Here is a 24,614-nt window from a genome sequence, read left to right on the forward strand (position 1 = left end):
ACATATGAGGACGGAAAATGTAGCAGCTTTTGAAAAGATTGCTTTTTTCTGCTCAAAGTGCTATAATCGGTATATACCGAATACAGAGGGAGGAAAAAGCCCATGCCAAGACCGCCACGGTGCCGTCGAATTTGTGGCGTACCACAAGTTGATACCTTCTGCCCCAACGGGTGCGAGAATACCGAGCCGATCCTGCTGACGCTGGACGAATACGAGGTCATTCGGCTGGTTGACTCGGAGCAGCAAACCCACGAGCAGTGTGCCACTCAAATGGACATTTCCCGCTCTACCGTGCAGGAGATTTACGAAAGCGCACGGAGCAAGATCGCAGCGTGTCTTGTCCACGGGAAACCGCTGCACATCACCGGAGGAAACTACCGCATCTGCGGAGGACAGGAGGCAGCTCACTGCGGCCGTTGCTGCCGGATGCAGAGAGCCAACACAGAAAAACCCAACAAAAAATGCAAAGGAGATTCCATTATGAAAATTGCAGTTACCTACGAAAACGGTCAAATCTTTCAGCATTTCGGTCACACCGAACAGTTCAAGCTTTATGAAGTTGCGGACGGCAAAATCGTCCATGCGGAAGTTGTTGATACCAACGGCAGCGGTCACGGCGCACTGGCAGGCTTCCTGATGCAGCACGGTGTGGACACTTTGGTTTGCGGAGGCATCGGCGGCGGTGCGCAGGCAGCACTCGCCGAAGCAGGTATCAAGCTCTACGGCGGTGTCAGCGGGGACGCTGACGCAGCGGTGAGCGCATTGCTCAACGGAAGTTTGGGCTACGATCCTAATGTTCACTGTGACCACCATGACCACGAGCACGGCGAGGCTGGTCACACCTGCGGTAACCACGGCTGCGGCAAGCACAGCTGCCATTGATATGGAACGCACACTGACACAACTTCCGTTCTGGTCATCCTTGACCGAACAGGAGCAAGAAACGCTGCGCCGAAGTGCCTTTGTCCGTCATTATGAAAAGGGTGCGTTCGTTCACAGCAGCGACAATGAATGTCTCGGAATGCTGCTTATTCTTTCCGGCGAGATCCGCACCTATCTTCTCTCTGATGAGGGGCGGGAGGTAACGCTGTTCCGCCTGTATCCGGGCGAACTATGCGTGCTTTCCGCCTCCTGCGTGATCAGTCAGATCACCTTTGATACGCAAATGACTGCCGGAATGGATACGGACGTTCTGATTATCCCTGCAATTGTCATTGCTGCACTCAAGGAGAAAAATCTCCATGTCCGCTGTTTTCTCTATGAACTGGCAACGAAACGGTTTTCTGATGTGATGTGGGCGATGCAGCAGATTATGTTCAAGGGATTGGATCAGCGGCTGGCAGAATTTCTCCTTGCCGAAGCGGAGCGTACCGGCTCCGACACGATACGCATGACCCATGAGCAGATCGCCCAGCACATCAGCTCGGCACGGGAGGCAGTGGCACGGATGCTCAAAAGCTTCTCGGAGGACGGGCTGGTGGAGCTGAAGCGTGGTGCAATCACGCTGCGGGATAAGAACAGACTAAATCGTCTAAAATAAAAAGAAATGTGACTTCGTTACAGAAGAAAATCATAGATTTGCTACAATAAAAGCAGAAAAACAGGAAGGAGTATCCACCATGAAAGAAACGAAATACGCAGGAACTCAAACCGAAAAAAACCTGTTGGCTGCCTTTGCCGGTGAGTCCGAGGCACGCAACAAGTACACCTATTTTGCATCCAAGGCCAAGAAGGAAGGCTACGAACAGATCGCGGCGCTGTTCCTCAAAACCGCTGATAATGAGAAGGAACACGCCAAGCTGTGGTTCAAAGAGCTGAACGGCATTGGCGACACCGCCGAAAACCTTCTCTCCGCCGCTGAGGGCGAGAACTACGAGTGGACGGATATGTACGACGGCTTTGCCAAAACTGCCGATGAGGAAGGTTTCCATGAGCTGGCGCAGCGTTTCCGCCTGATCGCCGCCATTGAAAAGCACCACGAGGAGCGCTACCGTGCCCTGCTGCACAATGTGGAGATGGCGGAGGTCTTCGCCAAGAGCGAGGTCAAGGTGTGGGAGTGCCGCAACTGCGGTCACATTGTGATCGGTGAGAAAGCGCCGGAGGTCTGCCCTGCCTGCAACCATCCCCAGAGCTATTTTGAAATTCACGCAGAAAACTATTAAAGTAAAGAAAAGGAGAATTATCATGGATCAGAAGTTTTACATTTGCGAGCATTGCGGTAACATCATTGCCAAAGTTAAGGACGTAGGCGTTCCTGTCGTCTGCTGCGGCAAGCCGATGAGCGAGCTCGTTCCCGGCACCACCGACGCCGCCGTGGAGAAGCACGTCCCTGTCTGGACGGTGGAAAACGGCATCGTCCATGTCAAGGTCGGCTCCGTGGAGCACCCCATGCTGCCGGAGCACTACATCGAATGGGTATCTCTCCAGACCAAGCAGGGCAATCAGCGTAAGGAATTGCATCCTGGCGAAAAGCCGGAGGTCTGCTTCGCGCTCTGCGAGGGCGACGAGGTCGAGGCGGTCTACGCCTACTGCAACCTCCACAGTCTGTGGAAAGCGTAATTCATCTTTCAAAAATCCGGTGCTTTTTTGAGCACCGGATTTTTTTTATCAACGTGACCTCGTCACAGAAAAATGCTTTGTCCTGCGGTATGATAAAGCCACAATCAATAAACAAGAAAGATGTGGCGAACATGAAAATCAAGCTCAATCCCGATTAGGAGATTGTCAGCACCATCAGAGAAGTGACCGGAGAAGAGGAGAGAATCGAAATGGAGATCAGAAAACGAAACGGGGAGTCTGTTCCCTTTCAACAGGAGAAAATTTTCAACGCCATGAAAAAGGCGTTTGACGGACAGGGCCGGGAGATCGGGAGCAGCGAGCTGGATGAGATCCTCGCCACCGTTCTCGACAATCTCTCCGTCACAGTGCCGCTCACCGTGGAACGTGTGCAGGACGAGGTGGAGCGAACGCTCATGGAGCGCGGACACTATGAGGTGGCCAAGGCGTACATCCTCTACCGCGAAAAGCGGTCTGCGCTGCGCCGTGTCCGGCATACCATCGCTCGGACGGTGGGGGATGACTCGCTTGACGAGGTGCTGCGCCGCATCCAGATGGATTTTACCGAGGAAGTCTACTCCCTCGCGGCGCTTCAAATGAAGTTTGAGAGTTTCTGTCGCCCGGGCATGACGGAGGATGAGCGGGCTGAGGCACTGACCAAGGCGGCGGTAGAGTTGACTACGGCAGAGGCACCCAAGTGGGAGTTCATCGCGGCGCGGCTTCTGAACCACTCCTTTCGCTGTCGCAACGCACAGGAATGGGAGGGGCGCGGCGTCGGCGACCTCTATGGCAGGCTTCGCTATCTGACGGATAAGGGACTCTACGGTGACTATATCCTTGCCCACTATACCCACGAGGAGATTGCCATGGCGGAGGACTTTCTCTGCCCGGAACGGGACGAGCTGTTCACCTACTCCGGCCTTGACCTTCTGCTCAAACGCTATGTGATCCAGTCACGCAGCCGCGTGCCGCTGGAAACACCGCAGGAGATGTTTTTGGGTATCGCGCTGCATCTTGCTATGAACGAAGGCTCTGACCGCATGGGGTGGGTAAAGCGCTTTTACGATATGCTCAGCCGTATGGAGGTCACGATGGCGACACCTACCATGTCTAACGCGCGAAAGCCCTACCATCAGCTTTCAAGCTGCTTTGTGGACACTGTGCCGGACAGTCTGGACGGCATCTACCGCTCGCTGGACAACTTCGCAAAGGTCTCTAAATTCGGCGGTGGAATGGGGATGTACTTCGGTAAGGTGCGCGCTGCAGGCAGCACCATCCGCGGCTTTCAAGGGGCGGCGGGTGGTGTTATCCGCTGGATTCGGCTGGTCAACGACACCGCCGTGGCGGTGGATCAGTTGGGGATGCGGCAGGGCGCTGTGGCGGTTTACTTAGACGCATGGCACCGGGATCTACCGGAATTCCTTCAACTGCGCACTAACAATGGCGATGACCGCATGAAGGCGCATGATGTGTTTCCTGCCGTGTGCTATCCGGATCTCTTCTGGCGACTGGCGGAGGAGAACATAGACGCGCCGTGGCATCTCATGTGTCCGCATGAGATCCTCACGGTCAAGGGCTACGCTCTGGAGGATTACTGGGGTACGGAATGGGAGAAGCGGTATCTGGACTGCGTCAATGACCCGCGCATCGAAAAGCGCAGCGTCACCGTCAAGGACATCGTGCGGCTGGTGCTTCGCTCGGCAGTGGAGACCGGCACGCCCTTCGCCTTCAACCGCGACAGCGTAAATCGTATGAACCCAAACGGCCACGAGGGAATGATCTATTGCTCCAATCTCTGCACGGAGATCGCGCAGAACATGGCGCCCATCGAGCATATCAGCACTGAGGTGCACACGGAGAACGGCGACACAGTGGTGGTGACGGCCACACGCCCAGGTGAGTTTGTGGTCTGCAACCTGGCGAGTCTGTCTCTCGGTAATGTGCCGGTGGAGGACGAGGCCTATATGGAACGCACGGTGGAAACGGCCATCCGCGCACTGGATAATGTGATCGACCTCAACTTCTACCCGTTGGAATACGCGCGGCTTACCAATCAGAAGTACCGCAGCATCGGCCTGGGCGTCAGCGGCTACCACCACATGCTGGCAAAGCGCGGCATCCGCTGGGAGAGCGAGGAGCACCTTGCCTTCACCGACGCGGTGTTCGAGCACATCAACTACGCCGCCGTCAAGGCGGACGCAGCACTGGCACGGGAAAAGGGTCGTTACGCGCTCTTTGAGGGCAGCGACTGGCAGACGGGCGCTTATTTTGAAAAGCGGGGTTATACCTCCGAAAAGTGGCAGGCGCTTGCGAAAACGGTGGCGGTGCAGGGAATGCGCAACGCCTATCTGCTGGCGGTCGCACCGACCTCCAGCACATCTATCCTCTCCGGCACGTCGGCGGGCATCGATCCAATTATGAAGAAATTCTTCTTAGAGGAGAAAAAAGGCAGCATGCTGCCCCGCGTTGCCCCGGAGCTTTCTATGGATACATGGTGGTACTATAAGGCGGCGCATCTGATCGACCAAAGCTGGTCGGTGCGCGCCGCGGGCCTTCGCCAGAGACATATTGACCAGGCGCAGAGCATGAATCTCTATATCACCAATGACTATTCCATGCGTCAGGTGCTCAGACTGTATTTAGAGGCGTGGAGGGTCGGCGTCAAGACCATTTACTATGTCCGCAGCAAGGCCCTTGAGGTCGAGGACTGCGAAAGCTGCTCGTCATAAGGAGGATAGCATGACGGAACTGAAGAAAAAGCCCCTCTTTAACCCGGAGGGCGACCCTGATGTGCGCCTGCGGCGCATGATCGGCGGCAATACCACCAACCTCAACGACTTCAACAATATGAAGTACGCTTGGGTCAGCGACTGGTACCGGCAGGCCATGAACAACTTTTGGATTCCTGAGGAGATCAATCTCTCGCAGGATGTGAAGGACTATCCCCGCCTGCTGTCAGCCGAGCGCAGCGCCTACGATAAAATTTTGAGTTTTCTTGTCTTTTTGGATTCCATTCAGACAGCGAACCTGCCTAATATCGGCGCCTACATTACCGCCAACGAGGTCAATCTCTGCCTGTCCATTCAGGCGTTTCAGGAGTGTGTCCACTCACAGAGCTACAGCTATATGCTCGACACCATCTGCTCTCCTGTGGAGCGCAATGACATCCTCTACCAATGGAAAACGGACGAGCATCTGCTGCGCCGCAACACCTTCATTGGGGACTGCTACAACGAGTTTCAGGAGCGGAAGGATGCTCCCACGCTGCTGCGCGTGATGATGGCGAACTATATTTTGGAGGGCATCTATTTTTACAGCGGCTTTATGTTCTTCTACAATCTCTCCCGAAACGGGAAGATGCCCGGCTCGGCGCAGGAGATCCGCTATATCAACCGCGACGAGAACACGCACTTGTGGCTGTTCCGCAATATCATCACGGAGCTGCAAAAGGAGCAGCCGGAGTTGTTCACCGCCGAGAGCGTACAAGCGCTGCGCGAGATGATGCGTGAGGGCGTGGAGCAGGAGATCGCATGGGGGCATTATGTGATCGGCGACGACATCCCGGGACTGAACCGGCAGATGATCAGCGATTACATCCGCTATCTCGGCAATCTTCGCTGGACGAGCCTTGGCTATCCGGCATTGTATCCGGGCTTTGAGAGCGAACCGGAGAGCATGGAATGGGTCAGCCAGTACGCCGACGCCAACATGGTCAAGACCGATTTCTTTGAGGCACGCAGTACCGCCTACGCCAAGAGTACCGCACTGATAGACGATTTATAAGAAAACAAAGGAAAGGAGCTGGCAGATATGGCAGCTATGAACATGAATCAGGAGCAGTTTAAGCAGTTGATCCGGGAGGAAAAGCCTGTTTTGGTGGATTTCTGGGCGCCCTGGTGCAGCTATTGCCGGAGGATCGGCCCTGCGTATGAGAAGATTGGAGAGGAATACGCGGACAGCCTTGCCGTCGGCAAGATCAATATTGACGAGGAGCCGCAGCTGGCGGGGGCCGAGGGGATCAAGGTCATCCCGACTCTGGTGCTGTTCCGGAACGGAAAGGCCGTGGGTTCCATCACCGCGCCCGGCTCAAAGGCAGAGATCGACCGTTTCATTCAGGAAGCCTTGGCGAAATAACGGAGGATTCAGATATGAACAACAATCATGTTTATGATATGATTGTGGTGGGCGGCGGACCGGGCGGCTACACCGCCGCCCTGTACGCGGCACGGGCGGGGCTGGACACCATCGTGCTGGAAAAACTGTCTGCCGGTGGGCAGATGGCCCTGACCGAGCAGATCGACAACTACCCCGGCTTTGAGAACGGGATCGACGGCTTCTCTCTGGCGGAGAAGATGCAAAAGCAGGCGGAGCGTTTTGGGGCACGCAGCGAATACGCAGAAGTCCTCCGCATGGATCTGACGGCGGTTCCCAAGCTCGTGGAGACCAGCGAGGGGATCTTCCGGGGGAAAACCGTGGTGCTGGCCACCGGTGCGGACCCCAGAACGCTGGGCGTGGCCGGAGAGTCGGAACTGGTGGGCCGGGGCGTGGCCTACTGCGCCGCCTGCGATGGGATGTTTTACAAGGGCAAAACGGTGGTCGTGGTGGGCGGTGGCAATTCCGCCGCGGCAGATGCCCTCCTTCTCAGCCGCGTGGCGAAAAAAGTGATCCTCGTCCACCGCAGAGACACCCTGCGGGCCACCAAGATCTATCACGAGCCGCTGGCACAGGCCGAAAACGTGGAATTCCGTTGGAACAGCGTCATTTCCGCGCTGCTTTCCGGGGACAGGCTGACCGGCGTCCGCCTGCGGGACACCGTCACTGGTGAGGAAAGCGTGGTGGACTGCGACGGCGTATTTGTCAGCGTGGGCCGACAGCCCGCCACGGCGCTGGCGGTGGGTCAACTGGCGCTGGACGGCGGCGGCTATATCGTGGCCGGAGAGACCACGGAAACCAGTATTCCCGGCGTTTACGCCGTGGGCGACGTGCGGACGAAGCCCCTCCGTCAGGTGGTCACCGCCGTGGCGGACGGCGCGGTGGCAGTCCACATGGCGGAGAAATATATCGCGGAAAACCGATAAGGGAGGTAGATTGAAAAAGCCATGTTTAAGGTCAGGCCGGATACGACCGCAGTGGGGATGCCGACATATCCGCAAGGCAAACTGCCAGAGTGATGGCAGATAAGATAACCCATGTAAGATCGGGAGATATGTTGTCTCTCCATATCCAGTCCACGCAACAGTGAGCAACTGAACACAAAACACAGCCACAGATGTACTCTGCGGCTGTGTTTTTATGCGTGGTATACCGCGTGACAAGCGGTTTTACTGTGATGGCGTCACATAATTTGAGAAAATCGGCGCGGCGCTGCTCCGGTTGTACGATTAGGCTCGTTGAGCTCTGCAAAGCTTTTGGAGTTCAAACAGAAAATGCCCACAGCCAAAGCGGCTGTGAGTATGATCAAATCAGATTGTACGAGCTGACGCTGTCCTGCCGATCTCTACAGACCGTAGCTGCTTCTTCCATCTGCAAAACCCCGACGCTCCGTGGCTGACGGGGTTATCCGCACTTGCTAATACGCCCAAAGGGGGCTCCTTAACGCGCAGAAGGAAAGGGACGGTCAGCCTCCGGCGTTTTGAGAAGGAAATGGCTTTTGTGAAAGTCGAGCAGGCCCTCATCCCGCATTTTTCCAAGCTCCACGGACAGCCCGCTGCGCTCCACACCGAGGTAATCCGCAAGCTGCTGCCTTGAAAACGGAATGTCGAACTCATAGACCCCGCGTCGCAGTGCCTCAGCGGAAAAATAGGACATCAGCTTTGCACGCGTCGTGCGCTGGCCCATGTGGGTGAGCTTTTCGTTGAGCCGCAGGTTCTTCTCTGCTAACTCGCCCAGCAGATTGCGGATGAACCGGCTATGGTAGGAGCAGGCGGAGGGGCACACGCTCAAAACGCGCCTTATGTGTAGAAACATCACCGTCATCGTGCTCTCCGCCTCCACGCTCACGTTCAGCACCGCTCCCGGCGCGCAGGCAAACACATCCGCGAAGGTCTGCCCCGGCCCGGTCTTGGAGAGGATGTTGCGGTTTCCCCAGATATCCTCCTGCATAATGAGGGCGCTGCCCGCCAACACAAGGCCCACCTCCTCCACCGCCTCTCCGGCGCGAAGCAGGCGGGAGCCTTTTGGAAAGGTGTCGATCCTTGCCCCGAGGCAGGAGAGCATGGTGGCAAGCTCGTCGTCGGAAATACCGGAGAAAAGCGCCGTGGCGTGGAGCGCCGGGAAAAATTCTTTCATAAAAAGTTCTCTTTCGTTGAAAATTCAACTGACTTGTTGCTTTTAGTATAGTACAATGAACGCACAAAAGCAACAGGAGCTTCGAAGAGGCGTGAGCTTTCTGCAAGAGAGGCAAAGACTATGAGTTATGAAAACTGGAAGGACAAAATCGGCACATTTGAAGTGATGGACGTGCGGGGCAAAAAGATGGACTTCCTCCCCGCATTGAAGGCAAAGGCTGCCGCACTGAAAAACGGCGAAGGACTGCATATCATCCAGACCTTTGAGCCTGTCCCCCTGTATCCGGTGCTGGCCCTTATGGGCTTTGAGCATCACACAGAGAAGGTGAGCGGCAGCGAATATCACATCTGGTTTTATCGAGTGAAGAAAGGAGAATAACCGCATGAGCTACGAAAACTGGAAGAATAAGGCGCAGGGGTTTCAGACCGTGGATGTGCGCCATATACAGGGCAGCTTCTTTGAAGGGCTGAAGAAAAGAGCCGAGGCGTTGGAGGTGGGCGAAGGATTACACATCATCCAGACCTTTGAGCCGCATCCACTGTACGCTGTCATGGAGGGCTTGGGCTACGAGCACCACACCGAGCAGCGGAGTGAGGCGGAGTTCCATGTCTGGTTCTGCCGTGTGGAGAAGAAGGAAGGAGACAGCTCCGCTCCCTTCAAGCCGCTGGCTCTTTTGAACTATCCCATGATCGATGAAAAGCTGGGGCAGATCGCCGTGGATTTTTGGGAGACCACATGGCAGAGCGAGAATCGCGTACTGCCCTACGAAACGCGGCTGCTGCTGTCCCTGACCAACGCTGTCGGTGCGGGCCGGATGAGGCAGGCGGCGCGGGAGCTGGTAAAGGCATATATCCACGGTGTGGAGAGCGCCGCGTTGGACGATGTGTTCGAGCTGCTGGCATGGAATCAGGGTATCGGTTTTTTCAGCAGCGAGATCGGCCCCTCGGCGCTGTTTCAGGCGTACAAGCTCATTAAAAACGGTGAGAAGCAGGGCAAGTCCCGGGAGGATATCTGCAGTGCGCTGCGCGAGAAATTCGGGGAGAAGAACCCGGAGATGCAGGTCCTGAACAGATGATAAGGAGTTGTTTTGTATTATGACCATTCAAACGGTAACAGATGCCATTCGCTATGTAGGGGTGGATGATAACACATTGGCACTCTTTGAAAACCAGTACCCCGTCCAGCCTATGGGAGTGAGCTACAACTCCTATGTCATTCTGGATGAGAAGATCGCCGTGATGGACAGCGTGGACGCACGGGCGGCGGAAGAATGGCTTTCCAATGTGGCGCGGGTGTTGGAGGGGCGCAGCCCCGACTATCTTGTGGTCACACACATGGAGCCGGATCATTCCGGCAGCCTCATGCGGCTGGCACAAAAGTACCCGGAGATGAAGATCGTGGGAAACGCGAAAACATTTACCATGATCAAGCAGTTCTTCGGCACAGGTGCATTTTCGGAAGACCGTCTGCTGGAGGTTGGCGAAAGAGATACGCTTTCCTTGGGTTTGCACCGGCTGCGCTTTCTGCTGGCGCCGATGGTACACTGGCCGGAGGTGATGGCAGCGTATGAAGAGGAGGAAAAGATCCTGTTCTCGGCGGATGCCTTCGGCCGCTTCGGTTCACTGGAACGGACTGCCCGTGCCCCCTGGGCGCCGCAGGCCCGGCGGTATTATTACAACATCGTCGGAAAGTATGGCGCACAGGTGCAGGCGCTGCTGAAAAAAATCTCCGCGCTGGAGATCAAAACGATCTGCCCGCTCCATGGCCCCATGCTCACAGAAGACTTGGGGGAGTATCTGCGGCTCTATGATCTCTGGTCACAATGGAAACCGGAAAAACCGGAGGGCATCCTGATCGCTCACGCATCCATCCATGGAAATACCGCATATGCATCGGAGGCCCTCAAGAGCAAGCTGGAGGGAAAAGGTGCGCAAGTCACCATGTGCGATCTGACGGCAACAGACCTTTCCTATGCCGTGACCAGCGCATTCTACTGTGGGAAACTGGTGTTGGCCTGCTCCACTTATGACGGAGGACTGTTCCCGCCCATGAAGGCCTTTTTGGATCATTTACAGACAAAGGGATTCCGAAACCGCCGGATCGGCCTCATGGAAAACGGCTCATGGGCCCCTGCTGCCGCGCGGCTGATGCGCGCCGAGTTGGAAAAGATGAAGGAACTCCGACTGTGTGAAACAGATGTATCGCTGCGCGGCGCACTGAACCAAACCAGCGAAGCGCAGATGGACGCTCTGGTGGCGGAGCTCTGCGCGGAGTAGGCGGCGAGTCTGGCTTCGTCTGTCCGCCCGATGCCTCAAAAGCAAAACATCGTCGCTGATTTATTTACGGAAAGAAGAATCTGTCTGAGCTTATTTCGATGATACAAGATTACCATGTGAAAGAAAATGGCGAGAATTTGATTACCTGTAGGATAGAAATGCAAGGAGAGCACAGGGCAATCAAATACACAGGAAAGCATTTCTTGGCTTTGCAAAAGGCCATCGGGTTTTATTCTGATGATGCTAAATGATGTCGCGGAAAACAAATACTCTGGAAAGAGACACACCAGCTGTGATTGGAAGAACTACAAGATGCTTTTGAAGTGTTTGAGAACGCCGCCAATGGTGATTGGTTATCTAAAAACTTGGGAGCAGCATAGAATAACGCAATCTACCGCCTTATCGTGAGATGGGGCGGTATTTTTTTGAAAAAATTGTAGATTTTTCTCCAACTTTTACCTTCCTAAAGCGATATTCATATATAGAGGGACAAAAAATCCCTCGTCCCCCTTTTCTGCACCTTGATAACCGAATATCCGAATCACCGGCTACATACAACTGACCTTGCCGCAACCCAAGGAGCGTCGGCAGGTGCGTCCCGACTCTGACGCGATGAGGCTGCCTAACCGCAGCGGAGCGTCCCCAGAGGCGGGAAAGGTGGCGTGGAACACATACCTCAAGCGAAGGGTCAGCAATCGTGATACACACCGTGGCGATGCTCTCAAGGCGTCGGCGGTACTGCCAACAATGTGGTACAGGAAGTGGGAGCTGTTTCCAGCAGCCGGGTCGGTGGTTCGCCCATATATCCGGGGAGTAGTGTCGAATAGGGTATACCATTTGATTCCAGATTATGGCGGCCACAAGTTTTCAACAAGTGACCGCCATGCTTGTGGAATTAAATCCGCAAATTTTCAAAAAAGAGGTGTTTTGTATAAGCAGCAAAGGATTTAACCAGTGCGATGCCTACCGTGTGATGCTGCGCAAGTATCCCGATGTGATGAACATCGAGCAGATGTGCGATGCCCTGCGAATCAGCACCAAAACGGGGTACAAGCTGCTGCACGAAGGCAAAATCCCGGCAATGAAAATCGGGCGCTCGTATCGCATTCCCAAAGCACACCTGTTTACCTACCTTCAAATTTGCGGTCAACACTGTCGAGCAGAGAATCGACAGTGTTGATTGTTTTGCGCCGATGCGTTATGTATTTGTGGATGCAATGGGAAACCTGATCCAGCCGGATTCCGTGACGACGGGCTTTCCACAGCTGCTGAAAGAGAACGGTCTGCGCAGGATCCGATTCCACGACTTGCGCCACTCCTGCGCCAGCCTATTGCTGAAAGAGGGCGTGCCGATGAAGCAGATTCAAGAGTGGTTAGGTCACAGTGATATTTCCACCACAGCCAATATCTACGCGCACTTGGATTCGCAGTCCAAGAACCTGAGCGCCCGGACGATGGCAAACACGCTGACGTTGCCGGAAGCGCAGCCCATAAAGAAGTGGTAACATGAACAGAGGGCGGCACCTGAGAAATCGGGTGCCGTCTTTTTTGCTGTCAATTTGTACCCAAGATGCAGGAAGAATCTTGTGTAGTTCTGTGAATAGCTAATTCCCGCGATTGTTGGTATGATTTGTACCGAACCCGAAAATCACTACTTGAAAATAAAGGGGAGATGTTTATAAGAAAAGCATCGGGATTTTGCAAAGCGGCAATAAAAAATCACTACCCAATGTGAAATTGAGTAGTGATACTTGGCGCAGACGGCGGGACGCAAAGCGCCGGGCATGGGCTGTTCGAATCCCACCTTGCAACCCTTGCATAGTTTGCCGCAAAAATAAAAGACAGCACCCCGCAGGGTGCTGCTTTTGGCGCAGACGGTGGGATTCGAACCCACGTGACATTGCTGTCAAATTGATTTCGAGTCAATCTCGTTACGACCGCTTCGATACGTCTGCTTATTTAGTTTTTATCGCACCGCCCCGCATAGCGTTTGGAAAAATGCGAGATTTCGATGCAAGATAACGATGAAAAGTTGGGTACGCAACACCCGATAAAGCCCGCCGTTATGGGATTTCCTGCGGACAAGGTGACCTGCCGGATGCAAACTTTCGAGTGCTCCCTCTTACGACGTCTTGGGTAATGCTCCACAGCATAAATTTTGTACAGCTTATTATAACAGCTTGCGGGGCAAATGTCAATTCTTTGCAGGTGGGAAAATGTCGGGCGGGAAAATGTCAGTGGAGTGTATCTGCAATGAACGTCTGCGTTTTCTGCATGACGTCCTGCAGGGTCGCCAGGTCGTGCAAAACGTTGCCGGTTTCCAGGGAATGATTGGCGTTCTCATAAAGACAGAGCGGCGTGCCGTTGGCGCGGGCTGCGGCGGCGACGGAGGAAACATCGCTCCAGGAGTCGGCGGTGCCTAAAAAGGCAAGGGCATTCTGCGGGGCAAACGCAAACGTCAGGGAGAGCGGCGTGTAGAGAATCTGGCGGCAGGGGATGCCGTGTCGCTGGGCGAAGGCGGCGGAGACAGCGGTGCCGATGCTCTTGGAAAGAAACAGTACATCGTCGTATTGCGGCCAATCTACGGCGGACAGCTGGGCCTCGGCCTGGGCGTACAGGGTGTCAAATGCCTCGCGCAGGGCGGCGGGGCTGCCGCGCAGGCCGTCCTTGTGGTAGGTGTATTGCAGCAAAAGGGTGTGGTCGTACCCGGCGCAGGCCGCCAGCTTACGGCTATAGTAGAGCAGCGGCTTATCACAGTGGTAGCCGATCCCGGGAAAACAGACGACGAGCTTCATGGGAAAAACCTCTTTGTTGGATGATAGCAGACGCAAAACGCCCTGACTACAAGTATACCACGCCGACACCGCAATGACAAGAAACCGCCGTGCAGCTCCGGGCCGCACGGCGGTTGGGTACTTTATGCCTTTTTCAGAATGCAGAAGGCGGCAGCCACGAGAGCCAGGGGCAGCAGCAGAGGCAGCAGCGCGCCGACGACGGCGAAAACCACCAGCAGCGGCAGGGCAATCACGAACAGCAGTGTGGCGACAAATTTCGCCAGGCCCCAAGTCACATGGAAGGCCAAACCGACAGACTTGACGAACAGCCAGGCAAAAACAAAAAGAACAAACAGCGTAAACATCCTCTATAACTCCTTTGTGCAGGTACGCGGTCAGGTGAGGGCGTGTTCCCTCAACCTGTAATACGATTTTAGCACGGGAATTGTTGCAGAAACAGGAGAAAAAGAGAAAAATAGAGGGAAATTTTTGCTGGTGGGGGAGAGATAGAAGGCTATTCCTCCAGCTTCCTTTTATACGTCTCCGCGTCGATCTGGCCGTTGGCCAGCATGCGCTCGGTCCAGAGCTGGAGGGTCTCCACGGTGAGGGAGATGCGCTCAAGCTCCTGACGGATATGGATGAAATCGTCGATTTCGTCGTTGGAAATTTTGCCGTCCGCGGCGATCTCGATCAGGCGCTCCTTCTTGCTGTTCATTGCGTTCAGCGAGGCCAGCATCTCAAGGATGATGGCCGGCAGCTCGCGCCGCGTGACAAACGGTACGTACCGCTGGCCGATAGGGCACTGCTGCGAGCAGTAGCAGTTGCACAGCGACGGGCGCTTGTACTTTTCGGCCATCGTCAGCACCTCGTCGGGGCGGGGCACGGTGCGTTCGTTCTCAATTTTTTCAATGCGCTCGGGGGCTATCGTTTCCAGCAGTTCACTGGCTTTTTCGCGGGTCAGGCCCAGCTCCTCGCGGGCAAGCTGGTAGCTGTTTTTGTTTTCTTTGGTGGATGTACGTCCCATGTTCGGCCTCGTTTCATTATTATAGATAAAAGCGTAGCACATTTTCCGGTTTGCCGCAAGGGATTCGACAGGGAATTGTTGCACTTTGCGCGCGGAATTGCTATAATATATTCTGTAAATTTGTATGCAACGGAGGGCTTCTCCCATGAACTGGATCGATAAACTCGAACGCCGCTACGGCAACCTCGGCATCCCGAACCTCATCAACGGGCTGCTGATCGGACAGCTGGCGGCAGGCATCATCATGCTGTTCTTCAACCGCGATTTCGGCAGTCTGCTGATGCTGAGCCGCACCTATGTGCTGCACGGACAGATTTGGCGCCTTATCACGTTTTTGTTCCAGCCCATCTGGCTGGGCGGCGTCTTTGGCGTGCTGAACCTGCTGTTCTACTACTGGCTGGGCAACGCGCTGGCCCGCGTCTGGGGCGATTTCCGCACGACGCTGTTTCTGGCGCTGGGCATGCTGGGTGCGTGGGTCAGCTGCTTTCTGACAGGCTACGCCGGGCCGAGCGCCATCTTCCAGAGCATGCTGTTCGCCTACACCTGGCTGTGGCCGGATCAGATGGTGCTGCTGTTTGGCATCATTCCGTTCAAGATGAAATACCTGGGCTGGATCGAGCTGGCGTTTTGGGCCTTCAGCTTTTTGACGGGCAGCTTCGCCATCAAGGTCAGCCTCGTGCTGGGGCTGGCGGGTTTTCTGGCGTTTTATGGCCGCGAGGTCTTTGACTGGTGCGTTGACGCCGTGAAGGACTGGAAGCGCCGCCGCGACTGGGAAAACCGCAACCGCTGAAAAATTCGATGTATCAATAGAAAGGCTGGATAACCATGAAGCTTATCACTGCAATCGTCAATAAAGAGGATTCCAAGAATGTCTGCAACGAGCTGCTGAAAAGCAAGTTCTACGTCACCCGTCTGGCCACCACCGGCGGCTTCCTGATGGCGGGCAACATGACGCTGCTGATCTGCACCGATGACGAGCGCGTCGATGACTGCATCGGCATCATCTCCAAGTGCTGCAAGCAGCGCACCGAGATCGTGCCCGGCACGGCCACGCTGGGCCTGGGCATTGAGAGCACGATGCCGATGGAGGTCACGGTCGGCGGCGCTACCGTCATGGTCACGAACGTCGAGCGCTTCGAGAAGCTGTGATGCTGGAGCGCCTGGCGGGCAATGACGCGCTGAAAGCCGAGCTTGGCACGGCCCTGCGCGGCGGGCGGCTGCCCCATGCGGTTTTGCTGGTGGGGGAGCCGGGCTGCGGCGCGGGCTTTGCTGCGCGCTGTCTTGCTGCCGATTACCTGTACCCTGCCGGCGGCCCACACGCCGAGGCCGTGCTGAAAAAAGAGGACACCGAATGCCTGGTTCTGCAGGGCGAGGGTGCAAGCGGGCAGATCCCCGTTAAAAAGGTGCGCGAGGCGCGGGAGGCGATCCAGCGCTCGGCGCTGTCCACCGACGCGGCGGGCCGCGTGCTGTTCATCTACGGTGCGCAGAATCTGAACGGGTCGTCCGCCAACGCGATGCTGAAGATCATCGAGGAGCCGCCCGAGGGGGTGCTGTTCCTGCTGACGGCGACGAGCGCGGCCACCGTGCTGCCGACGATCCGCAGCCGATGCGCGGCCTACACGATTGCGCCGGTGCCCGCGGCAGACTGTGCCGCCCGCTTAAAGGCCGAGCGTCTGCCCGCCAAGGCGGCGGAGGAGCTGGCGTTTTTGTATGAGGGGCACATCGGCACCGCGCTGAAAAGCTGGAACGACCCGACGGCCAAAGCCGCGCTGGGCATGGCCAAAACGCTGTGCGGCTATGCGGCGCAGGGCGACACCTACCGTGCGCTGGCGCTGCTGACGAAGTACGAGCGCGACAAGGACGGCTTTGCGGCCCTGCTGTGGACGCTGGACCAGCTGTGCAGCGCCGTGCTGCGCCGCCCCGCCTACGGGCAGGAGCAGTGCGGCGGGCTGACCCCGGCGGGCGCGGCGAAGATTTTGAACGCCGACGCCCGGGCAAGGAAAAGCCTGACCGGAAACGGAAATCTGCGGTTGAACGTGGCCGTGCTGGCGGGGGAGATTGCGTGAAAGAGCCTTCCCCCGAGGGGGAAGCCGCCCTACATGCGCAGGAGCGGATTTCATATCCGCCCGGGGCGTCGGGGACACTGCCCCCTGCAACAATGCTAACATGACAATGACCATATAAAAGGACCGAACCAATGAAAGTAGTATCCGTTAAATTTAAAGAGAATGGCCGGGCGTATTATTTTGACCCGGGCGAGTTCAAGATCAAGGAGGGCGACTTTGTCGTCGTCACGACGGCCCGCGGCACCGAATGCGGCGAGGTCGTCCGCGCCGCGCATGAGGTGCCGGGCTTCTCCCGCGAGGTCAAGCCGGTCATCCGCGTGGCCGACGCCGTGGACGTGCGCCGTATGCGCCAGAACCGCGCCGATGTGCAGCAGGCGTACCATATCTGTGAGCAGCGCATTGCCGCCCACAACCTGAAAATGAAGCTGGTCGATGCCGAGTACACGCTGGACCGCAGCAAGCTGGTGTTCTACTTCACGGCCGACAACCGCGTGGACTTCCGCGAGCTGGTCAAGGACCTGGCGTCCCAGTTCCACACCCGCATCGAGCTGCGCCAGATCGGCGTGCGCGATGAGAGCAAGATGCTGGGCGGCCTGGGGCTTTGCGGTCAGCCGTTCTGCTGCAGCCGGTTTTTGAAAAACTTCCAGCCCGTGTCCATCAAGATGGCGAAGGAGCAGGGGCTGAGCCTGAACCCCGCCAAGATCAGTGGGTCGTGCGGACGCCTGATGTGCTGTTTGGCTTATGAACAAAAGAGCTATGAATACCTGAACTCGATCACGCCGCAGGTGGGCAGCATCGTCCGCACGCCGGACGGCGAGGGCACGGTCATTGAAGTGAACGTGGTGGCGGGCACACTGAAGGTGCGCTCCAACGTGGAAATTCTGGCGCCGCGCATCTATAAGCGCGACGAATGCGTCTATGTCCGCGGCGGCAAGCGCACACCGCTCCCCGCTGATAAAGAGGACAAATAACGGACTACAGTGGCAGTTAGTTGCGACTTACCGTCGAAAAAATTCAAGATATGGCACTTGCCAAATCAGTCGTAATGTGATACACTAAATACAACGCAGTAGGCAGAGCAAACCGACTGTGTGCCATCCCGGGGAGCAGCCGTGCAGGGCCGGGAGGGTACAAACTATAGATTCAGCACGGAGATAAGGAGTTCACGATGGCTCATACCGTTTCCAGCGAGTGCGTTGCTTGCGGTGCATGTGTTGACACCTGCCCCGTTGGCGCAATCACCATGGAGGACAAGGCTGTTGTCGATGCAGCTTCCTGCGTTGACTGCGGCGCTTGCGAGGGCGTTTGCCCCACCGGTGCTATCCAGGCTGAGTAAGCTACATTAGCACATTCCGCGCGGCCCCCAGGCAAAGGGGGCCGCGCGTTTTTTGTTTTGAGAACAGGAAAACGCCTGTTTGCCATTGCTTTGTAGGGAGCGGTCTTGACCGCTCCGGGGGCCATCCCGGGAAATCGTATTTCCGGGAGGCGGCGCGGTGGGGTCAAGACCCTACCCTATGATGCAAAGGGCAAACAGGCGTTTTTTATTGTAGCAGTGCCGTAGGGGCCGGGCATGCCCGGCCCGACGGTGTACGGCGGACGGGCGCTTGCGGGAAGGGCGCGGGCCGGACATGTCCGGCCCCTACAGAGGCGCATTACAGGGGCATTACAGGCGCGTTACAGGGGCGCGGTTATCAGCTTTGCCTTCAGTACATCCGCGGGCGGCTGGCCGGGGGCGCTGGCGGAGGTGCCGGAGGTCACACCGAAGGTCGCGCAGCTGCCGAAGGCACCGCCGCAGAAGCGGGTGACGGCACCCAGCGGGCCCATGCTCATTGTGATGAGCGGCGTGTCCGGGCGGGCGTCGGCGGCGCGGGCCGTGGCCTCCAGCAGGCGGGCGGCGTCGGCGGCACAGCGGGGCATAACGGCCAGCTTGGCAATGTCGGCTCCGGCGTCGGCCATGCCGGTCAGGGTGTCCGCCATGGCATCCGTGGCGGGCGTGGCGTCAAAGTGATGCTCGCTGAAAAGCGCTGCGGCCCCGGCGGCGTGGGCGGCGTCGCGCAGCTCGGCACGGAACGCGCCGCAGGCCCGCCACTCAATGTCCAGCACGTCCACGCCGCCGCGTGCCAGCAGGGCACGGCAGTGCGCGGCGTAGGCATCGGGCGTCAGGGCAAGCTCACCGCCCTCGGCCCGGGTGCGGATCGTGACGACCAGCGGCTTGTCCACGATGCCGCGCACAAGCGCCAGCGCGTTCAGAAATTCATCCGCGGGCAGCGGGTCCAGACGCAGCTCGACCAGCTCGGCGGCGGGGTCGGCGCTGGCGGCTTTCGCCAAAGGGCAGAGCGCTGCCGGATCGCGGGCGAACAGCGGCACAATGATGCGCGGCCGGGCGGCGGTCAGTGTGAGACCGCGAAGGGATACCATAGCAATCATCCTCTCGGAGCGTTTTTTCTATTTTAGCACAATTTGCCCGATGTGTAAAACTGCGGCGCTTTTTTGCTTGCACCTGCGGATTTTATACGGTAAAATAGCTAAATAGGGGGTGCTGTTTATGAGCAAAATCACGATACCGGACAATTCGATCCTGCTGTTGGAGGGCGGCTCGCTGCGCGGGCTGTTCACGGCGGGCGTGCTGGATACCTTTATGGAGAATGACGTCTATTTCCCGGCGGTGGCCGGAGTCTCTGCCGGGTCACTGAACGCACTGAACTATGCGTCCCACCAGCCGGGGCGGTCCGCCAGCATCAACCTGCGCTACCGCCACGACAGCCGGTATTTCGGCCCCAAGGCGGCGCTGCGCGGCGGCAGCCTGTTTGGCCTGAAATTTATGCTGAACGACGTCAAAAAGGAAGTGCCCTTCGACGAGGAGACCTTCGCCCACGGCGGTATGCGGGTCTTTGCGGTGGCGACGAACGTCGAGACCGGCAAGCCCGCCTACTTTGAGAAGGGAAAGACGGATTTTCCGTTCGACGAGGCCGTGCGCGCGTCGGCCAGCCTGCCGCTGGCATCCGTGCCTGTCGTGCTGGATGGTCAGCCGTACCTCGACGGCGGATGCTCCTGCCCGATCGCGCTGAACTGGGCGCTGAACGAGGGCTTTGAAAAGATCGTTGTCATCACGACGCGGCAGAAGGGCTTCCGCAAGGCGATGCCCGGCCAGAAGATGGTGGACCTGTACGACGACTTTTACAGCGATAAGCCGCTGTTTCTGGCCGATATGCTGACCCAGGAGCTGCGCTACAACACCCTGATGGATCAGCTGGATGAGCTGGAGGCGGACGGGCGCATCTGCTGCGTGCGCCCGCAGGAGCCGATCACGATAGGCCGGTTTGAGGGCGACGAGAACAAGCTGCTGGACCTGTACAACCGCGGCCACCGCGAGGGCCGCGAGGCGCTGGACAAGGTGCAGGGGTATCTGGAAAAGTGAAAAAGCCTTCCTCTGCGGGGGAAGGTGGCCCGTAGGGCCGGATGAGGGGCAAGTTTGCGGAAATTGCCCTTGAATGGGTTGTAGTGGCACACTTTGCCCTCATCAGTCGCCTGCGGCGACAGCTTCAGTCTACGCGCTAAGAGCCGCCTTCGGCGGTTGCGCTCCGACACGCGCCTGCGGGCGCAGCCCCGAGGGGGAAGCCTTTTTTCTTGCATCATGTCCGAAACTGCGGTACAATAGAGAAAATTATGTTTCGCGAAAGGATGACACCGATGGTAAAAGGCGTTATTTTTGATATGGACGGGCTGATGTTTGACACCGAGCGCCTGTGGGATACCCTGTGGGAACCCGCGTGCGCCGCGCTGGGTCTGCCGCTGCCCGCGGATATGGAGAAGTTTCGGGCCGGGGGACGCGGCCTGGCGGGGGACAACCTGCGCCGCCATGTGGCCGAGTACATCCCCGGCGACCCGCAGAAGGTGCTGGACAAGATCTGGCAGCTGGCGGACGAGCGCTTTGCCCGGGGCGTACCCTGCAAAAAGGGGCTGAAGGAGTTGCTGGCCGCACTGGAGGACATGGGCCTGCCGCGCATTGTGGCCAGCTCGAGCCCGCGGAATATGATCGAGATGAATTTGCAGACCACCGGCACGGCGCGGTATTTCCACGATGTTGTCTCCGGTACGGAGGTCGCCCACAGCAAGCCCGCACCCGACACCTTTTTGGTCGCGGCGAAAAAGCTGCACCTTGACCCGCATGACTGCTTGGTGCTGGAGGACAGCTTTAACGGCGTGCGCGCGGGCCGCGCCGCGGGCTGTGTGACCGTGATGGTGCCGGATCTGATGCAGCCGACGGAGGAAATCGCGCAGCTGTATGACAGGAAATGTGAGGATCTGCTGGAAGTCAGAGACTTGCTGATCGAGGGGAAGCTGTAATTTATACGCCTTCCCCCGTGGGGAGAAGCCTTTTGGCAGCCGATTTTTTGCTTGCGTTTTCCTGCTGTTTGCTGTATACTTGGTTTCGGCGGTCCGATAGGACCGTACATTTGCGCTGTACTCCCGATTTGTAGGAGACGGCAGCAGGAGGAAAATTGAATATGAAAAACCGTACCAACGTCCGTTGGCTCACCCAGCTTGCGCTGCTGGTGGCCATTCTGCTTGTGTTGAACTACACGCCGCTGGGCTATCTGCAGATCGGCCCGCTGTCGGCGTCGCTGCTCACTGTGCCCGTGGCCATCGGCGCTATGACGATGAACCCTATGGCAGGTGCTATTCTGGGCGGTGTCTTTGGCGCAACCAGCTTTATTCAGGCTGTTGAGGGCAAGTCCGCCATGGGCGCAGCCCTGTTCCAGGTCAGCCCTGCGGGCACCTTTGTGGTCTGCTTTGTGGCCCGTGTGCTGATGGGACTGTGCACCGCGCTGATCTTCAACGCGCTGCGCAAGGCTATGCCCAAGAATGAGAAGCTGGCCTGCTTCCTGGGCGGCTTGTCCGCGCCGGTGCTGAACACCGTGTTCTTCATGGGCTTTCTGGTACTGATCTTCTATAACTGTGACTATGTGCAGAACCTGGCCAACACGCTGGGCGCACAGAATGCGTTTATGTTCATTGTGCTGCTGGTCGGCGTGCAGGCTATTTTTGAGTGGGTCCTCTGCTGCGTCGTTGCCGGTGCCGTGTCGCTGCCGGTACGGAAATATCTGAAGATGAATTAAAAAAATCCGGTGGGATAGGATGTCCCACCGGATTTTTTTGTATAAGAAAGGAAAAGTAGGCGGTAAGGCGAGGCTCTCTCCCTCCGGCGCTGCGGCGCCACCTCCCTCGCAGAGGGAGGCAAGGGGCCTTGGCCCCCTCTGCGAGGGGGCTGTCGCCCGCAGGCGACTGGGGGAGAGAGCCTATCGAAAGATGCCGTTTTCCTTTACACCGCCCCGTAAATCCCCTTTACGCTGACCTCGCCGGTAAAGACGCGGGTGTCGCCGGTCTCGTCGCGGACGATGAGACGGCCCTCGTCGTCCACGTCAACGGCGGTTCCGGCGCCGCCGTCGTAGGTGACGCGGCGGCCCAGATTGACGCAGAGCGCCTTGTAGCGCTCGCGGTAGGGGGCGAAGCCCTCGGCCTCGTAGGTGTAGAGCGCGCGGTCAAAGCCGAAGTCGGTCATGTATTGAGCCAGCCACTCCGGGTCGGTGTCCATGTCCACGGGCACGCCCTGCAGAGCCAGGCTGGTGCCGTGGGGCAGACCCGCGGCGTCGAAATATTCCTGCGGCTGGGCCAGATTGATGCCGATGCCCACCACGATGCTGTGGCCGTCGGGGCCGACCTCGCACAGGATGCCGACGATTTTTTTGCTGTTCAGCAAAAGGTCGTTCGGCCATTTGATCTGGCAGTCGATGCGGTAGCGCTCGCGCAGGGCGTCGCAGACGGCCAGACTGGCAAACAGCGGCAGCGTGGCGGGCTGGACCAGATCGGTCCTGATGACGGCGGTGTAGTACAGGCCCTTGTGGGGCGCATCAAGCCAGCTGCGGCCAAGGCGGCCCCGCCCGGCGGTCTGGTGGGTGGTGTAGACCGCGCCGATGGGACCGAACTTGTCCAGATTATGCTTGGCCCAAAGGTTGGTGCTGTCTACCTCGGGCAGGTAAATAACGCTCTCGTTCAAAATTCAGGCACCCTCTTCCAGGTAAAGCTGCATTTGCCGTTTTCAATCGTAATGACGCCGTAGCTGCCGCCGTCGCGCAGACTGCCGGGGTTGAACACCGTGGCCGCCGTGCCGACGCCGCGCACCAGCTCGCGCCGGTGGGTGTGGCCGAACAGCGCCACATCTGCGCCGCGTTCACCGGCACACTCGGCCAGGCGTTCACTGCCCATCTTGACGCCGTAGTGATGCCCGTGGGTGTAGAAGAAAAGCACCCCGCCGAAGGGGGCGAGCCCCTCGGACGGCTCGCTGTAGTTGACGTCGCAGTTGCCGGCCACGCGGTAGATGGGATAGGGCACCGGCTCCCTGCGCAGCTCCAGCGCGGCGTTCAGGTCGTACAGACCGTCACCGAGGTAGAACATGGCGTCGGCGGTCTCGTTTTGCAGCACCCACCGCAGGTCGCGCAGACGGCCATGGACGTCGGAAATGACTAGAATTTTTGTGGATTCAGACATGGGAACTCCTTGCTGTGCAAATAAAAAATAATAAATAAGAAATAATAAAGAAGGTGCGCCGCACAGCGGCACTTTTTATTTTCGCCCTCAGGCGAAAATTCCACCAAATTTATTATTTTTTATTTTTTATCTATTATTTAAAAATCACCCGTTGATAAGCTGGCGATACACATCACCCTTAGAGAACGGTGTCCCGGCGGCGGCCTGTTTGGCGGCGGCGGCGGGGGGCAGACCGCCCGCTTGCAGGGCGCGGGCGGCGGCGACGGCTTCTTCCAGGGTCGGCGCGGCGGCTTGCTCGACGGCGGCAGGGTCGGTACCGGCCAGAACCAGCACATACTCGCCGCGGGGGTCGTTGTCCTTATAAAAGGCCACGGCCTCGCCGAGAGTCGTCTTTTTGATCTCCTCGTGCAGCTTGGTCAGCTCACGGCAGAGCGAGACCGAGCGGTCCGCACCGAAGGCAGCGGCCAAGTCGTCCAGCGTGCCGCGCAGCTTGTGCGGGGCCTCGTAGAAGATCATCGTGCGGGTCTCGTTCTGCAAAAAGGCCAGCCGTTCGCGGCGGTCCCGCTTGGGAACTGGCAGAAAGCCCTCGAACACAAAGCGGGCCGTGGGCTGGCCGCTGGCCGCCAGCGCCGTGACGCAGGCCGATGCCGCCGGGATGGGCACGACCCTGATGCCGCGCTCGTGGGCCTCGCGGACGATCTGCTCGCCGGGGTCGCTGATGCAGGGCATACCGGCATCACTGCACAGGGCGCAATTCTCCCCGGCCTCGATGCGGTTCAGGATGGCCTCGCCGTGGTGGAGCGCGTGCTCATAGTAGCTGACCATCGGCTTTTTGAGGCCCAGATGGTTGAGCAGCCGCAGCGTGACGCGGGTGTCCTCAGCCGCGACGAAGTCCGCCAGGCCGAAGGTAGCCGCCACACGCGGCGGCATGTCATCCAGATTGCCGATAGGCGTGGCGACAAGATATAAAGTACCGGGCAATGTGAAAACCCCTTTTGATGTTGATATAATAGTATTATACCTGTCACCGGGAAAAATGGCAACCACTTACAAATAATAAAGAATAAATAATAAATAATAA

29 protein-coding genes and 1 tRNA gene are annotated in these 24,614 nt (G+C 57.7%); 21 read left to right on the forward strand and 9 right to left on the reverse strand.

Annotated features, from left to right (window positions below; genetic code table 11):
• Positions 1 to 102 precede the first annotated feature (102 nt).
• From B5D32_RS06855 to trxB, 8 genes are all read left to right on the forward strand, one after another.
• A complete protein-coding gene (locus tag B5D32_RS06855; RefSeq protein WP_078784323.1) occupies positions 103 to 882 on the forward strand; it encodes a DUF134 domain-containing protein in 780 nt (259 codons plus the stop codon).
• 1 nt (position 883) lies between these two features.
• Positions 884 to 1,540: a Crp/Fnr family transcriptional regulator gene (locus B5D32_RS06860; protein WP_078784324.1), complete on the forward strand. Its 657-nt coding sequence runs from the start codon at positions 884 to 886 to the stop codon at positions 1,538 to 1,540.
• 79 nt (positions 1,541 to 1,619) lie between these two features.
• On the forward strand, positions 1,620 to 2,162 hold the full coding sequence (gene rbr / locus B5D32_RS06865; protein WP_078784325.1) for a rubrerythrin: 543 nt from the start codon (positions 1,620 to 1,622) through the stop codon (positions 2,160 to 2,162).
• Between the two features lie 22 nt (positions 2,163 to 2,184).
• The gene (locus B5D32_RS06870; protein WP_078784326.1) at positions 2,185 to 2,559 is read left to right on the forward strand and encodes a desulfoferrodoxin family protein; all 375 of its coding nucleotides are present in this window, start codon (positions 2,185 to 2,187) and stop codon (positions 2,557 to 2,559) included.
• Between the two features lie 209 nt (positions 2,560 to 2,768).
• Positions 2,769 to 5,285, forward strand: coding sequence for a ribonucleoside-diphosphate reductase subunit alpha (locus tag B5D32_RS06875; protein WP_078784327.1), 2,517 nt, complete (start codon positions 2,769 to 2,771; stop codon positions 5,283 to 5,285).
• A 10-nt stretch (positions 5,286 to 5,295) separates the two neighbouring features.
• Positions 5,296 to 6,339 carry a ribonucleotide-diphosphate reductase subunit beta gene (locus B5D32_RS06880; protein WP_005946381.1) on the forward strand — a complete coding sequence of 348 codons (1,044 nt, stop codon included), beginning with the start codon at positions 5,296 to 5,298 and terminating at the stop codon, positions 6,337 to 6,339.
• A 27-nt stretch (positions 6,340 to 6,366) separates the two neighbouring features.
• The gene (gene trxA / locus B5D32_RS06885; RefSeq protein ID WP_055200381.1) at positions 6,367 to 6,690 is read left to right on the forward strand and encodes a thioredoxin; all 324 of its coding nucleotides are present in this window, start codon (positions 6,367 to 6,369) and stop codon (positions 6,688 to 6,690) included.
• A 14-nt stretch (positions 6,691 to 6,704) separates the two neighbouring features.
• Entirely contained in the window at positions 6,705 to 7,634 is a 930-nt protein-coding gene (gene trxB / locus B5D32_RS06890; protein WP_078784328.1) for a thioredoxin-disulfide reductase, read from the forward strand.
• 514 nt (positions 7,635 to 8,148) lie between these two features.
• Here trxB and B5D32_RS06895 read toward each other — a convergent pair.
• Entirely contained in the window at positions 8,149 to 8,844 is a 696-nt protein-coding gene (locus B5D32_RS06895; protein WP_078784329.1) for a Crp/Fnr family transcriptional regulator, read from the reverse strand.
• Between the two features lie 120 nt (positions 8,845 to 8,964).
• Between B5D32_RS06895 and B5D32_RS06900 the strand changes: the two genes are divergently transcribed.
• The 5 genes from B5D32_RS06900 (at position 8,965) to B5D32_RS06920 (ending at position 12,625) form a co-directional block, all read left to right on the forward strand.
• Entirely contained in the window at positions 8,965 to 9,222 is a 258-nt protein-coding gene (locus B5D32_RS06900; protein ID WP_078784330.1) for a DUF2249 domain-containing protein, read from the forward strand.
• A gap of 4 nt (positions 9,223 to 9,226) precedes the next feature.
• Complete coding sequence (locus tag B5D32_RS06905; RefSeq protein ID WP_078784331.1) at positions 9,227 to 9,919, forward strand: DUF2249 domain-containing protein; 693 nt, start codon at positions 9,227 to 9,229, stop codon at positions 9,917 to 9,919.
• Positions 9,920 to 9,938: 19 nt separating this feature from the next.
• Positions 9,939 to 11,120 carry an FprA family A-type flavoprotein gene (locus B5D32_RS06910; protein WP_078784332.1) on the forward strand — a complete coding sequence of 394 codons (1,182 nt, stop codon included), beginning with the start codon at positions 9,939 to 9,941 and terminating at the stop codon, positions 11,118 to 11,120.
• An 883-nt stretch (positions 11,121 to 12,003) separates the two neighbouring features.
• Positions 12,004 to 12,300: a helix-turn-helix domain-containing protein gene (locus B5D32_RS06915; protein WP_200805172.1), complete on the forward strand. Its 297-nt coding sequence runs from the start codon at positions 12,004 to 12,006 to the stop codon at positions 12,298 to 12,300.
• The gene (locus B5D32_RS06920; RefSeq protein ID WP_330034532.1) at positions 12,287 to 12,625 is read left to right on the forward strand and encodes a site-specific integrase; all 339 of its coding nucleotides are present in this window, start codon (positions 12,287 to 12,289) and stop codon (positions 12,623 to 12,625) included. The genes B5D32_RS06915 and B5D32_RS06920 overlap by 14 nt, the downstream gene beginning before the upstream one ends.
• A gap of 361 nt (positions 12,626 to 12,986) precedes the next feature.
• Here B5D32_RS06920 and B5D32_RS06925 read toward each other — a convergent pair.
• The 4 genes from B5D32_RS06925 to B5D32_RS06940 all read right to left on the reverse strand — a co-directional run bounded on the left by B5D32_RS06925 (position 12,987) and on the right by B5D32_RS06940 (position 14,918).
• Positions 12,987 to 13,075: transfer RNA gene (locus tag B5D32_RS06925), tRNA-Ser, on the reverse strand.
• Between the two features lie 279 nt (positions 13,076 to 13,354).
• Positions 13,355 to 13,915 (reverse strand): alpha/beta hydrolase, encoded by a 561-nt coding sequence (locus tag B5D32_RS06930; RefSeq protein ID WP_078784334.1) that lies wholly within the window; start codon positions 13,913 to 13,915, stop codon positions 13,355 to 13,357.
• 122 nt (positions 13,916 to 14,037) lie between these two features.
• Positions 14,038 to 14,259, reverse strand: coding sequence for a hypothetical protein (locus B5D32_RS06935; RefSeq protein ID WP_078784335.1), 222 nt, complete (start codon positions 14,257 to 14,259; stop codon positions 14,038 to 14,040).
• A gap of 149 nt (positions 14,260 to 14,408) precedes the next feature.
• Positions 14,409 to 14,918, reverse strand: coding sequence for a helix-turn-helix domain-containing protein (locus B5D32_RS06940; RefSeq protein ID WP_078784336.1), 510 nt, complete (start codon positions 14,916 to 14,918; stop codon positions 14,409 to 14,411).
• Positions 14,919 to 15,063: 145 nt separating this feature from the next.
• Here B5D32_RS06940 and B5D32_RS06945 point away from each other — a divergent pair, with 145 nt between their 5' ends.
• From B5D32_RS06945 to B5D32_RS06965, 5 genes are all read left to right on the forward strand, one after another.
• Positions 15,064 to 15,708: a rhomboid family protein gene (locus B5D32_RS06945; protein WP_078784337.1), complete on the forward strand. Its 645-nt coding sequence runs from the start codon at positions 15,064 to 15,066 to the stop codon at positions 15,706 to 15,708.
• Between the two features lie 35 nt (positions 15,709 to 15,743).
• Positions 15,744 to 16,067: a cyclic-di-AMP receptor gene (locus tag B5D32_RS06950; RefSeq protein WP_078784338.1), complete on the forward strand. Its 324-nt coding sequence runs from the start codon at positions 15,744 to 15,746 to the stop codon at positions 16,065 to 16,067.
• Complete coding sequence (locus B5D32_RS06955) at positions 16,067 to 16,984, forward strand: DNA polymerase III subunit delta' (RefSeq protein WP_078784339.1); 918 nt, start codon at positions 16,067 to 16,069, stop codon at positions 16,982 to 16,984. Before B5D32_RS06950 ends, B5D32_RS06955 begins: the two co-directional genes overlap by 1 nt.
• Before the next feature lie 131 nt (positions 16,985 to 17,115).
• Positions 17,116 to 17,955 carry a PSP1 domain-containing protein gene (locus B5D32_RS06960; protein WP_078784340.1) on the forward strand — a complete coding sequence of 280 codons (840 nt, stop codon included), beginning with the start codon at positions 17,116 to 17,118 and terminating at the stop codon, positions 17,953 to 17,955.
• A 197-nt stretch (positions 17,956 to 18,152) separates the two neighbouring features.
• The gene (locus tag B5D32_RS06965) at positions 18,153 to 18,320 is read left to right on the forward strand and encodes a 4Fe-4S ferredoxin (RefSeq protein ID WP_078784341.1); all 168 of its coding nucleotides are present in this window, start codon (positions 18,153 to 18,155) and stop codon (positions 18,318 to 18,320) included.
• A gap of 338 nt (positions 18,321 to 18,658) precedes the next feature.
• On the opposite strand, the gene aroD is transcribed toward B5D32_RS06965, so the two are convergent.
• Entirely contained in the window at positions 18,659 to 19,402 is a 744-nt protein-coding gene (gene aroD, locus B5D32_RS06970) for a type I 3-dehydroquinate dehydratase (protein ID WP_159446997.1), read from the reverse strand.
• Positions 19,403 to 19,529: 127 nt separating this feature from the next.
• On the opposite strand from aroD, the gene B5D32_RS06975 reads away from it, so the two are divergent.
• The 3 genes from B5D32_RS06975 to B5D32_RS06985 all read left to right on the forward strand — a co-directional run bounded on the left by B5D32_RS06975 (position 19,530) and on the right by B5D32_RS06985 (position 22,104).
• The gene (locus B5D32_RS06975; RefSeq protein ID WP_078784343.1) at positions 19,530 to 20,402 is read left to right on the forward strand and encodes a patatin-like phospholipase family protein; all 873 of its coding nucleotides are present in this window, start codon (positions 19,530 to 19,532) and stop codon (positions 20,400 to 20,402) included.
• 272 nt (positions 20,403 to 20,674) lie between these two features.
• On the forward strand, positions 20,675 to 21,331 hold the full coding sequence (locus B5D32_RS06980) for an HAD family hydrolase (RefSeq protein WP_078784344.1): 657 nt from the start codon (positions 20,675 to 20,677) through the stop codon (positions 21,329 to 21,331).
• Between the two features lie 161 nt (positions 21,332 to 21,492).
• On the forward strand, positions 21,493 to 22,104 hold the full coding sequence (locus B5D32_RS06985) for an ECF transporter S component (protein WP_078784345.1): 612 nt from the start codon (positions 21,493 to 21,495) through the stop codon (positions 22,102 to 22,104).
• A 203-nt stretch (positions 22,105 to 22,307) separates the two neighbouring features.
• On the opposite strand, the gene B5D32_RS06990 is transcribed toward B5D32_RS06985, so the two are convergent.
• The 3 genes from B5D32_RS06990 to rsmI all read right to left on the reverse strand — a co-directional run bounded on the left by B5D32_RS06990 (position 22,308) and on the right by rsmI (position 24,514).
• A complete protein-coding gene (locus tag B5D32_RS06990; protein WP_242943409.1) occupies positions 22,308 to 23,042 on the reverse strand; it encodes a biotin--[acetyl-CoA-carboxylase] ligase in 735 nt (244 codons plus the stop codon).
• Complete coding sequence (locus B5D32_RS06995) at positions 23,039 to 23,533, reverse strand: metallophosphoesterase family protein (protein WP_078784347.1); 495 nt, start codon at positions 23,531 to 23,533, stop codon at positions 23,039 to 23,041. Before B5D32_RS06995 ends, B5D32_RS06990 begins: the two co-directional genes overlap by 4 nt.
• 144 nt (positions 23,534 to 23,677) lie before the next feature.
• Positions 23,678 to 24,514 (reverse strand): 16S rRNA (cytidine(1402)-2'-O)-methyltransferase, encoded by an 837-nt coding sequence (gene rsmI, locus B5D32_RS07000; protein WP_078784348.1) that lies wholly within the window; start codon positions 24,512 to 24,514, stop codon positions 23,678 to 23,680.
• Positions 24,515 to 24,614 lie beyond the last annotated feature (100 nt).

Origin of the sequence: Gemmiger formicilis (genome assembly GCF_900167555.1) — a bacterium.
GTDB lineage: Bacteria > Bacillota > Clostridia > Oscillospirales > Ruminococcaceae > Gemmiger > Gemmiger formicilis.

Excerpts from the sequence above, each read along its gene's own strand:
- B5D32_RS06980 (WP_078784344.1), top strand. The coding sequence starts at position 20,675 with ATGGTAAAAGGCGTTATTTTTGATATGGACGGGCTGATGTTTGACACC.
- B5D32_RS06985 (WP_078784345.1), top strand. The coding sequence starts at position 21,493 with ATGAAAAACCGTACCAACGTCCGTTGGCTCACCCAGCTTGCGCTGCTG.
- B5D32_RS06910 (WP_078784332.1), top strand. The coding sequence starts at position 9,939 with ATGACCATTCAAACGGTAACAGATGCCATTCGCTATGTAGGGGTGGAT.
- trxB (WP_078784328.1), top strand. The coding sequence starts at position 6,705 with ATGAACAACAATCATGTTTATGATATGATTGTGGTGGGCGGCGGACCG.
- B5D32_RS06905 (WP_078784331.1), top strand. The coding sequence starts at position 9,227 with ATGAGCTACGAAAACTGGAAGAATAAGGCGCAGGGGTTTCAGACCGTG.
- B5D32_RS06995 (WP_078784347.1), bottom strand. The coding sequence starts at position 23,533 with ATGTCTGAATCCACAAAAATTCTAGTCATTTCCGACGTCCATGGCCGT.
- B5D32_RS06945 (WP_078784337.1), top strand. The coding sequence starts at position 15,064 with ATGAACTGGATCGATAAACTCGAACGCCGCTACGGCAACCTCGGCATC.
- B5D32_RS06915 (WP_200805172.1), top strand. The coding sequence starts at position 12,004 with ATGCTTGTGGAATTAAATCCGCAAATTTTCAAAAAAGAGGTGTTTTGT.
- B5D32_RS06955 (WP_078784339.1), top strand. The coding sequence starts at position 16,067 with ATGCTGGAGCGCCTGGCGGGCAATGACGCGCTGAAAGCCGAGCTTGGC.
- B5D32_RS06960 (WP_078784340.1), top strand. The coding sequence starts at position 17,116 with ATGAAAGTAGTATCCGTTAAATTTAAAGAGAATGGCCGGGCGTATTAT.
- B5D32_RS06935 (WP_078784335.1), bottom strand. The coding sequence starts at position 14,259 with ATGTTTACGCTGTTTGTTCTTTTTGTTTTTGCCTGGCTGTTCGTCAAG.
- B5D32_RS06965 (WP_078784341.1), top strand. The coding sequence starts at position 18,153 with ATGGCTCATACCGTTTCCAGCGAGTGCGTTGCTTGCGGTGCATGTGTT.
- B5D32_RS06855 (WP_078784323.1), top strand. The coding sequence starts at position 103 with ATGCCAAGACCGCCACGGTGCCGTCGAATTTGTGGCGTACCACAAGTT.
- B5D32_RS06860 (WP_078784324.1), top strand. The coding sequence starts at position 884 with ATGGAACGCACACTGACACAACTTCCGTTCTGGTCATCCTTGACCGAA.
- B5D32_RS06870 (WP_078784326.1), top strand. The coding sequence starts at position 2,185 with ATGGATCAGAAGTTTTACATTTGCGAGCATTGCGGTAACATCATTGCC.
- B5D32_RS06975 (WP_078784343.1), top strand. The coding sequence starts at position 19,530 with ATGAGCAAAATCACGATACCGGACAATTCGATCCTGCTGTTGGAGGGC.
- trxA (WP_055200381.1), top strand. The coding sequence starts at position 6,367 with ATGGCAGCTATGAACATGAATCAGGAGCAGTTTAAGCAGTTGATCCGG.
- B5D32_RS06950 (WP_078784338.1), top strand. The coding sequence starts at position 15,744 with ATGAAGCTTATCACTGCAATCGTCAATAAAGAGGATTCCAAGAATGTC.
- rbr (WP_078784325.1), top strand. The coding sequence starts at position 1,620 with ATGAAAGAAACGAAATACGCAGGAACTCAAACCGAAAAAAACCTGTTG.
- B5D32_RS06895 (WP_078784329.1), bottom strand. The coding sequence starts at position 8,844 with ATGAAAGAATTTTTCCCGGCGCTCCACGCCACGGCGCTTTTCTCCGGT.
- B5D32_RS06930 (WP_078784334.1), bottom strand. The coding sequence starts at position 13,915 with ATGAAGCTCGTCGTCTGTTTTCCCGGGATCGGCTACCACTGTGATAAG.
- B5D32_RS06940 (WP_078784336.1), bottom strand. The coding sequence starts at position 14,918 with ATGGGACGTACATCCACCAAAGAAAACAAAAACAGCTACCAGCTTGCC.
- B5D32_RS06880 (WP_005946381.1), top strand. The coding sequence starts at position 5,296 with ATGACGGAACTGAAGAAAAAGCCCCTCTTTAACCCGGAGGGCGACCCT.
- B5D32_RS06875 (WP_078784327.1), top strand. The coding sequence starts at position 2,769 with ATGGAGATCAGAAAACGAAACGGGGAGTCTGTTCCCTTTCAACAGGAG.
- aroD (WP_159446997.1), bottom strand. The coding sequence starts at position 19,402 with ATGGTATCCCTTCGCGGTCTCACACTGACCGCCGCCCGGCCGCGCATC.
- B5D32_RS06900 (WP_078784330.1), top strand. The coding sequence starts at position 8,965 with ATGAGTTATGAAAACTGGAAGGACAAAATCGGCACATTTGAAGTGATG.